Annotated in this window: 8 protein-coding genes; 3 read left to right on the forward strand and 5 right to left on the reverse strand. The window is 72.4% G+C overall.

Features of this window, described 5'->3' with window-relative positions; all coding sequences use genetic code 11:
- The first annotated feature begins 184 nt into the window (after nt 1–184).
- On the forward strand, nt 185–1780 hold the full coding sequence (locus ACFWI8_RS11650; protein WP_387088839.1) for a phytoene desaturase family protein: 1596 nt from the start codon (nt 185–187) through the stop codon (nt 1778–1780).
- A 147-nt stretch (nt 1781–1927) separates the two neighbouring features.
- Complete coding sequence (locus tag ACFWI8_RS11655) at nt 1928–3190, forward strand: alginate lyase family protein (RefSeq protein WP_387088842.1); 1263 nt, start codon at nt 1928–1930, stop codon at nt 3188–3190.
- A gap of 52 nt (nt 3191–3242) precedes the next feature.
- Here ACFWI8_RS11655 and ACFWI8_RS11660 read toward each other — a convergent pair whose 3' ends face one another.
- The 5 genes from ACFWI8_RS11660 to ACFWI8_RS11680 form a co-directional block, all read right to left on the reverse strand.
- Entirely contained in the window at nt 3243–4343 is a 1101-nt protein-coding gene (locus ACFWI8_RS11660; protein ID WP_387088845.1) for a LacI family DNA-binding transcriptional regulator, read from the reverse strand.
- Between the two features lie 72 nt (nt 4344–4415).
- Nucleotides 4416–4688: a hypothetical protein gene (locus ACFWI8_RS11665; RefSeq protein ID WP_387088848.1), complete on the reverse strand. Its 273-nt coding sequence runs from the start codon at nt 4686–4688 to the stop codon at nt 4416–4418.
- Nucleotides 4689–4719: 31 nt separating this feature from the next.
- A complete protein-coding gene (locus tag ACFWI8_RS11670) occupies nt 4720–6063 on the reverse strand; it encodes a TRAP transporter large permease subunit (protein WP_387088851.1) in 1344 nt (447 codons plus the stop codon).
- Nucleotides 6064–6180: 117 nt separating this feature from the next.
- Nucleotides 6181–7020 carry an HpcH/HpaI aldolase/citrate lyase family protein gene (locus ACFWI8_RS11675; protein ID WP_387088854.1) on the reverse strand — a complete coding sequence of 280 codons (840 nt, stop codon included), beginning with the start codon at nt 7018–7020 and terminating at the stop codon, nt 6181–6183.
- On the reverse strand, nt 7017–8204 hold the full coding sequence (locus ACFWI8_RS11680) for a CaiB/BaiF CoA transferase family protein (RefSeq protein WP_387088857.1): 1188 nt from the start codon (nt 8202–8204) through the stop codon (nt 7017–7019). Before ACFWI8_RS11680 ends, ACFWI8_RS11675 begins: the two co-directional genes overlap by 4 nt.
- Before the next feature lie 117 nt (nt 8205–8321).
- Between ACFWI8_RS11680 and ACFWI8_RS11685 the strand changes: the two genes are divergently transcribed.
- Nucleotides 8322–8575: GntR family transcriptional regulator (locus ACFWI8_RS11685; protein WP_387088860.1), on the forward strand; the 254-nt coding region annotated here is incomplete at its 3' end.

An 8575-nucleotide genomic window follows, 5' to 3' on the forward strand; every position in this document is an offset into this window, starting at 1 on the left:
GCGTGACGGGGCGCGTGGCACGCGGGAGGACGCGCCGGGCCGCAGGCACCGGTAGGTACCGCCGGTGCCCTCGTCCGCTCGCCCACCCCCGATGCCTCGGGGACCTTATGCCAGGTCACCGAGGTGCGAGAAGGGGGCGGCCCGGACACTGGCCGGAAGTAGCCACTCCGTGTTACCAAGAGCCATGCCCGCCCTCGCCTCGTACGACGCCGTCATCGTCGGCGGCGGCCACAACGGTCTGGTGGCCGCCGCCTATCTCGCCCGGGCCGGTCGCCGGGTGTTGGTGCTCGAACGGCTCGACCACACGGGCGGCGCCGCGGTCTCCGCCCCGCCCTTCCCCGGCGTCGCGGCGCGGCTCTCCCGCTACGCGTACCTGGTCAGCCTGCTGCCCGAGCGGATCGTGGCGGATCTCGGGCTCCGGTTGACCCTGCGGAAGCGGGCGTTCTCCTCGTACACGCCGGTGGTGCGCGACGGGCGCCCCACCGGGCTGCTGGTGGGCGGCGGCGAGTCCAGGACCCGGGCCGCCTTCGCCGACCTGACTGGCTCAGACCGGGAGTACCAGGCCTGGCTGCGGTTCTACGACATGACCCGCCGGCTGGCCGTCCGGGTGTTCCCCACGCTGACCGAGCCGCTGCCGAGCCGCGCCGAGCTGCGGGCCAGGATCGCCGACGAGGCGGCCTGGCGGGCGGTCTTCGAGCGGCCGCTCGGCGAGGTGGTGGAGGCGACGTTCCAGGACGACCTGGTGCGCGGCGTCGTGCTGACCGACGCGTTGATCGGGACCTTCAGCCACGCCCACGATCCGTCGCTGCGGCAGAACCGCTGCTTCCTGTACCACGTCATCGGCCAGGGCACCGGTGACTGGGACGTGCCGGTGGGCGGCATGGGCGCGGTGACCGGCGCGCTGGCCGACGCCGCGCGCGCGGCGGGCGCGGAGATCGTCACCGGTCACGAGGTGACCACGATCGCCACCGACGGCCTCACGGCCGACGTGGGCTACCGCACGGACGACGCGGAGGGGGTGGTGGGCGCCGGCGTCGTGCTGGTCAACGCGTCGCCGCGGGAGCTCGCCAGGCTGCTCGGCGAGCCGGCCCCCACGGGCGCCGGCAGCCGGCCCCGGCCGGAGCCGGTCGAGGGGGCGCAGTTCAAGGTGAACATGCTGCTGCGGCGGCTGCCCGCGCTGCGCGATCCCGCCGCCGATCCCCGGGAGGCGCTGGCCGGGACGTTCCATGTCGCCGAGGGGTACGAGCAGTTGGAGACCGCCTACCGGCAGGCGGCGGCGGGTGCGATCCCCGCCGAGCCGCCGAGCGAGATCTACTGCCACTCGCTCACCGATCCCTCGATCCTCTCCCCCGAGCTGGCCGCGCTCGGCTACCACACGCTGACCCTGTTCGGGCTGCACGCACCCGCCCGGCTCTTCGCCGAGGACAACGCCGGAGCGCGGGAGCGGCTGCTGGCCGCGACGCTCGGGACGCTGAACGGGCTGCTGGCCGAGCCGGTCGACGACTGCCTGGCCGTGGACGCGACGGGCCGGCCCTGCGTGGAGGCGAAGACCCCGCTCGACCTCGAGGCCGAGATCGGCCTGCCGGGCGGCCATATCTTCCACGGCGACCTGGCCTTCCCCTTCGCCGAGGACGACGAGGAGACGGCGAGCCCGGCGGCCCGCTGGGGGGTGGCTACCGGCCACGCCAACGTCCTGCTGTGCGGCTCCGGCGCCGTGCGCGGCGGCGGGGTCAGCGGCGTCCCCGGGCACAACGCGGCGATGGCGGTGCTGGGGCGGTAGCCGACCGGGCCCGCCACGGTTCTGGTTCTGGTTCTGGTTCTGGTTCTGGTTCCGAAACTTTCGAGTTCGCGCCGGATAGACAACCTTTTCTATCCCAGGGCCCACCATGATGCGGCATCACCACCCCCCACAGAGACGAGGACTCCCATGCAGGGCACGCACCGCTCGGAGAAACCGAGCCGCCGCAACGTGCTGCGGGCCGCCGCGCTGGGTACCGGGGCACTCGCGGTCTCCGGGCTCACGTCCGCCGCGTCGTCGAGCGCGGCCACCGGCCGCGCCGCGAAGGAGGACACGCCCGTCAGGCCGCTGGCCTTCAGCCACCCCGGGATGTTGCACACCCAGGCCGCCTTCGACCGGATGGCCGCCCGGGTGGCGGCCGGCACCCAGCCGTGGATCAGCGGCTGGAACCGGCTGACCGCCAACGGGCACTCCGCCAGCACCTGGACAGCCCGGCCCACGGCCACCATCATCCGTGGCGGCGACGGCCAGAACTACCCGCAGCTCTACAACGACATCCACGCCGCCTACCAGAACGCGCTGCGCTGGAAGATCACCGGCGCGGCGGCGCACGGCGACAAGGCCCGTGACATCCTCAACGCCTGGTCGGGCACGCTGACGACGGTGACCGGCAACGCCGACCGCTTCCTGGCCGCCGGGATATACGGCTACCAGTTCGCCAACGCCGCCGAGATCATGCGCGGTTACCCGGGCTTCGACCTGGCCCGCTTTCAGCGGATGATGCTCAACGTCTTCTATCCGCTCAACGACAGCTTCCTGGTCAACCACAACGACGCCTGCATCACCAACTACTGGGCGAACTGGGACCTGTGCAACATGGCCTCGATCATGGCCATCGGGATCCTGACGGACAACCAGTCGATGTTCGACCGGATCGTCGACTACTTCCACAACGGCGCGGGCAACGGCTCGCTCCCGCACGCCGTGCCGTTCGTGCACAGCGCCGGCCTCGCGCAGTGGCAGGAGAGCGGTCGGGACCAGGCCCACAGCATCATGGGCATCGGACTGATGGGCACCATCTGCGAGATGGCCTGGAACCAGGGCGTCGACCTGTACGGCGCGGACAACAACCGTTTCCTGAAGGCGGCCGAGTACGTGGCCCGTTACAACCTCGGCTACGACGACCTGCCGTTCACCACCTACCGGTGGGGGTCGGGGCAGAACTGCGCGCAGCAGCAACAGACCGTCATCGGCAGCGGTGGCCGGGGCCAGGCCCGCCCGGTCTGGGAGCGCGTCTACCACCACTACTGGGCCCGTCGTGGGCTGAACACCCCGAACCTGTCGGAGATCGCCAGGTCCCTCAGCCCGGAGGGCGGGGGCGGGGACTACGGCACCACCAGTGGTGGCTTCGACGAGCTCGGCTTCGGCACGCTGACCTACGTGTTGCGGTGAGGTCGAGGTGAACGGCCGCCCGGTCCCCGCCCGCGCGGGGACCGGGCGCCCGTCACGAACCGGCGGAGCGACGCGGTCTCGGCCGCCGCGGCGGCGCCGCGGGGGGCGCGGTCGAGTCGCGGACGACGACGTGGGTGCCGAGCAGCGCGTGCTGCTCGGCGGACGAGCTCTCCCCCTCGCGCAGCCCCAGGGCCAACCGCACGGCGGTTCTGCCGAGTTCGGCGTAGGGCACGTGCACGGTGGTCAGTCTGGGCCGCAGGTCGGTGGCCAGGTCGATGTCGTCGTAGCCGACGAGCGAGACGTCGCCCGGCACGTTGAGCCCGGCGTCGGTCAGCGCGGCGAGGGCGCCCGCGGCGACGATGTCGGTGGCGGCGAACACCGCGGTGAAGTCGCGCCCGGCGGCGAGCCGCCGCCGCAGGTTCTCGTAGGCGTCGGCCCGGTTGAAGTCCGCCTCCTGGATCAGCCCCGGCTCGCTGGGGGCGTCGAAGTCGGCCAGGGCCCGCCGGTATCCGGCGACCCGCCCGGCCGAGGTGGTGGTGCCCGCGCGGTCGGCGCCGAGGAAGAGGATCCTGCGGTGCCCCTGGGCGAGCAGCCGGCTCACCACCGCGTAGGCGCCGCCCTCGTTGTCGTACTCGACGACGGTGGCCGGCACGCCCTCACCGAGCGGCGGCCGCCCGCAGAGCACCAGGCGGGACCCGGAGGCATCCAGGGAGTGGGCGATGGCCGTCATCTGCTCGCGGTAGGCGGCGTCGTCCACCACCCCGCCGATGAGGATCACGGCGCCGGCGCCCTGTTCCCGCATGGTGCGCACCACGGAGAGCTCGCGCTCGGGATCGCTCTGGGTGGTGCAGATCAGGCAGATCCTGCCCCGCCGCGCGGCCTCCTCCTCGACGCCGTGCGCGACCTGCGCGAAGGAGGCGCCGCGCACGTCGTTGAGCACGAAGGCGACGGTGGGCGTGCCGCGGCCGCGCAGCGCGCGGGCGTGGGTGTTGGCGACGTAGTCAAGTTCGCGGATGGCGCGCAGCACACGCTGGCGGGTGCGTTGGGCGACGGGGTAGTTGTCGGCGAGCACCCGGGAGACCGTCGCCATCGAGACCCCGGCCCGCTCGGCCACCTCGCGGAGGGTCGCCGGCCCCCCGTCGCCACTGGTCATGGCAGCGCTCCGCGGTCGCCGTCGCTCGTCATCCCGCGCAGTCTAGCCGGAGCGACGGACGGGGGGACCGGCTCAGTCCTCGCCGTCCTTCTCCCACCGGAACAGGTAGGACATGGCGAACGCGAGCAGGCCCGTGAGCCCCGCGGTGGTCGTCATGGCCTTGCCCAGACCGTCGAGGACGCCCGAGACCAGGCCGGCGTCCCGGCCGGCGACCCCGATCGCCTGACAGACGACCACGACCGTGCCGAGCAGCAGGAAGACGACCAGGGCGGTCTTGAACAGGGGCATGGCGACGCGCTGGGCGAGAGCCCTGGCGGTGCGGACGCCGGAGGTTTCGGTGGTCATGTCGTTCCTTTCCGAGGTGGCGTGCCAGGCCCTAGACGAACAACGGCAGCGCGCCGGTGGCGACGAGGACCCCGATCGCGAGGATCGGCAGCACGAACCAGAGGATGAGCCGGAGGAAGGTGCGGGACGGATCCACACCGGCGATGCCGCTCGCGATGTAGATGGGCGCGGCACCGGGCGGCGAGGCGCCCTCCGTCGAGGCGAAGATCAGGACGGCGGTCGCGGCCGTGGCGGGGGACGCGCCGGCGGCGGTGAGCGCGCTGAAGGCGACGCCGCCCACCGCGGCGATGGTCGCGGTCCCCGTCAGGGGAGCGGCGATCACGACGATGAGGACGCCGACCAGGGCCGCCACGGCCCACAGGGGCGCGTCGAGCCGGTCCATGATGTCCGTCAGCTGGTCGACGAGCCCGAGCTCGCCCAGGCTGCCGGCGGCGGCGAACGCGAACAGCAGGGTGGCGCCGATGACGGCGTAGCGGGGCGCCATCTCGCCGAGCATCGTGCCGTACTCGGCGGCGGTTCGCGGCAGCCGCCGCCAGGCCACCAGCAGGGTGGCGAGCAGTGTCAGCACCGGGATCCACACGACGATGCTGATGGCGTCGGCGGCGGAGCCGACCCGCGATTCGAGGAACTCCACCCCCATGTCGAGCGTCATCAGCACCGGGATCGCGATGCCGACGTAGACCAGCATCGAGGTGAAGCCCTCCCGCAGCGCGACGCGCAACGGGGTGATGTCCGACTGGCGCATGGCAGCGACGTCGTACCTGCGCACCCAGACGAAGACCACGACGAACCGGTAGAGCACGGTCCACAGGCCGCCGACGAAGCTGGCGACGAACAGTTCGTCGGCGGTGAGCACCGGGGCCACGGCGGCGGAGCCGAGCAGCAGGAACATGGACGAGCTCGGCGGTATGGAGATCCCGAGGCCGGCGTTCCCGGCGACCAGTGACGCCGCCAGGTCGGGCCGCCAGTTGGACCTGATCATCCAGGGGATGGTCACCGAGCCCACGGAGGCCGCGATCCCGGAGCCGGAACCCGCCGGGCCGCCGAGCAGCGCCGCCGTCGAGGTCGACACATAGGCGGAGCCGCCGCGTAGCCGGCCGAAGACCGAGTTGAGCAGGGCGACCTGCCGGTCGATGATGCCGAGTCTGGTGAGGAGGTAGCCCATGAAGACGAACGCGAGGGCGGCGAAGACGACCTCCTCGGAGAACGCCTCGTCGAGACCGGCCGCCGCGAGCCGCGGCGCGTCGGTGCCGCCGAACAGGCAGACCCCGAGGAATCCGACGAGCATGGCCTCGCCGATGTTGCGTCCGAGAACGGCGTTCCAGACCACGATGACGGCTATGTAGGCGATGAGTGCCCAAACCGCTGCGCCCACGACGAGCTCCTTCGGTCGTACCGGCGTTTCACATTTCGGGTGTTGACTGAGCTGGTGCCATCGCCGGACGGGGGTGGGTCGGGGCGGTACTGGACACCGGTGGCTCGCGGTGCGCTGTCAGGAGATCCGGTCCGCCAACGCGAGGATCCCGCGAGCCTTGGTGACGATGGGGGCGTCGACGAAGCGGCCGTCCGGGAGGGCGAGCGCTCCGACGCCGTCGAGCCCGGCCCGGTCGGCGGCGTCGACGACCTCCCGGGCACGGCCGATCTCCTCCGGGGTGGGGCGGAAGGCGGCACGGATGAGGGGGATCTGCCGGGGGTGGATGGCGGTGCGGCCGAACATCCCCAGGCCGCGGCCGTGGGCGCAGGAGGCGATCAGGCCCGCCTCGTCCAGGACGTCGGGATGGACCGACATCGGCACCGGGCCGAGGCCGGCGGCCGCGGCGGCGAGCACCACCCGCAGCCGCAGCTGGTCGAAGGCCGATTCGAGGCCGATGGACAGCGCGGCCGCCAGGTCCTGCTCGCCGAGGGCCAGGCCGGCGACCCGTGGATGGGCGGCGATCGCCTCCACGTTCGCCAGGCCGCGGGCCGACTCGAGGAGCGCGTGCGCGACCGTCGGCCGGTCGCCGAACGCCTCGTCGACCACGGCGAGGTCGTCCGCCGAGTCGACCTTGGGCAGCCGCAGGGCGTCGAGCCCCGGTGCGTCGGCGAGTGCCCTGAGATCCTCGCGGCCCCGCCGGGTCGCGAGGTCGTTCACCCGGACGTGGAACGCCGGCCCGGTGCCCGCGTCCCGTGCGGACAGATGGCGCACGGCGTTCTCGCGCGCCTCGTCCTTCCGGGCCACGTCGACCGCGTCCTCCAGGTCGATGATCACGACGTCGGCGCCGCTCGCGGCGGCCTTGGCGAAGCGCTCCGGGCGGTCGCCGGGGACATAGAGCCAGGTGATCGGCATGCTCATGCGATGATCCCCCGCTCGCGCAGCAGGTCGATCTCGTCCCCGGGGTAGTCGAGCGCGGTGAGGATCTCCTCGGTGTGCCGGCCCAACGGCGGCCCCGGCCACCGGACTTCGCCCGGGGTGTCGGAGAGGCGGAACAGCACGTTCTGCATCGTGACGCTGCCCAGCTCCTCGTCGGGAACCTCGACGAAAGTGCCGAGGGCCTCGTACTGCGGGTCCTTGGCGATGTCGGACACGTCGTAGATCGGGGCGATCGCCGCCTGCGCCTCGGTGAACGCGGCGATCACCTCGTCGGCGTCCCGGGCCGCGATCCACGAACCGACGGCCTCGTCGAGCTCCTCGACGTGCTGGACCCGGCCGTGCCCGGTGGCGAACCACGGCTCCTCGGTGAACTCCGGCCGGCCGACGAGACGCATCACGCGCTCCGCGATCGGCTGGGCCGAGGTGGAGATCGCCACCCAACGCCCGTCCCGCGTGCGGTAGGTGTTCCGCGGCGCGTTGCTGCTCGACCGGTTGCCGGTCCGCCGGGGTATGAGACCGAGAGCGCGGTAGGCCGTCATCTGCGGGCCGAGTATGCCGAGGATCGGCTCGATGATGGCCATGTCGATCACCTGGCCGCGCCCCGTGGACTCGCGGGCCCGCAGCGCCACCATGATCGCGTAGGCCATGGCCAGCCCGGCGATCCCGTCGGCCATCGCCAGCGGCGGCAGCACGGGCGGCCCTTCCGGCTCGCCGGTGCTCGCGGCGAAGCCGCTCATGGCCTCGGCCAGGGTGCCGAACCCGGGCTGGCCCGCCATCGGCCCGAACTGTCCGAAGCCGGTCATCCTGGCGACGATCAGCCGCGGGTTGAGCTCCCGCAGCTCCTCGGGCGCCAGGTTCCACCGCTCCAGCGTGCCGGGTCTGAAGTTCTCCACCAGTACGTCCGAGTCGGCGACCAGCCGGCGCAGGATCCGCTGGCCCTCCGGCGCCGACAGATCGACGGCGGCCGTCCGCTTGTTGCGGGACAGCGTCTTCCACCACAGGCCGACCCCGTCGACGGCGGCCCCGTGTCCCCGGGAGGGGTCGCCCCTCCTGGGGTGCTCGATCTTGATCACGTCGGCGCCGAAGTCCCCGAGCATCATCGCGGCCGTCGGGCCCGCGAAAAGGGTGGCGGTGTCGACGACCTTCACGTCGGCGAGACTCGTCATGGCGCTGTAACTTATAAGATGTACTGTGCAAGTCAAGAGGGCGGACGGGATCGCCCTTCCAGCGGGGCTCACGGGAGGCACCACAAAGCCGGGGGCGCGCGATGTCGAGGGGCAGTGATGGAGTCACCCGGGCCGGCCGAGGGCCACCGCCAACCGATGAGCAAGGCCGACTACGTCTACGAGGTACTACGCGACGAGATCCGCAACGCCCGCGTCCCCGGCGGCACCCAACTCAAGGCCGCCCACCTCGCCGAACGACTCGGCGTCTCCATCACCCCCGTCCGCGAAGCCCTACGCCGCCTCGAAAAAGACCGCCTCGTCAGCTACCAGAGCCACCGCGGCGCCACCGTCATCGACCTCACCGACGAAGC

It is taken from the genome of Streptomyces sp. NPDC127098, assembly GCF_042722465.1.
GTDB classification, from domain to species: domain Bacteria; phylum Actinomycetota; class Actinomycetes; order Streptomycetales; family Streptomycetaceae; genus Streptomyces; species Streptomyces millisiae.

What these genes read in the sequence shown, in the direction of transcription:
- ACFWI8_RS11650 (WP_387088839.1), top strand. Translation starts at nt 185, where the DNA reads ATGCCCGCCCTCGCCTCGTACGACGCCGTCATCGTCGGCGGCGGCCAC.
- ACFWI8_RS11655 (WP_387088842.1), top strand. Translation starts at nt 1,928, where the DNA reads ATGCAGGGCACGCACCGCTCGGAGAAACCGAGCCGCCGCAACGTGCTG.
- ACFWI8_RS11660 (WP_387088845.1), bottom strand. Translation starts at nt 4,343, where the DNA reads ATGACCAGTGGCGACGGGGGGCCGGCGACCCTCCGCGAGGTGGCCGAG.
- ACFWI8_RS11665 (WP_387088848.1), bottom strand. Translation starts at nt 4,688, where the DNA reads ATGACCACCGAAACCTCCGGCGTCCGCACCGCCAGGGCTCTCGCCCAG.
- ACFWI8_RS11675 (WP_387088854.1), bottom strand. Translation starts at nt 7,020, where the DNA reads ATGAGCATGCCGATCACCTGGCTCTATGTCCCCGGCGACCGCCCGGAG.
- ACFWI8_RS11680 (WP_387088857.1), bottom strand. Translation starts at nt 8,204, where the DNA reads ATGACGAGTCTCGCCGACGTGAAGGTCGTCGACACCGCCACCCTTTTC.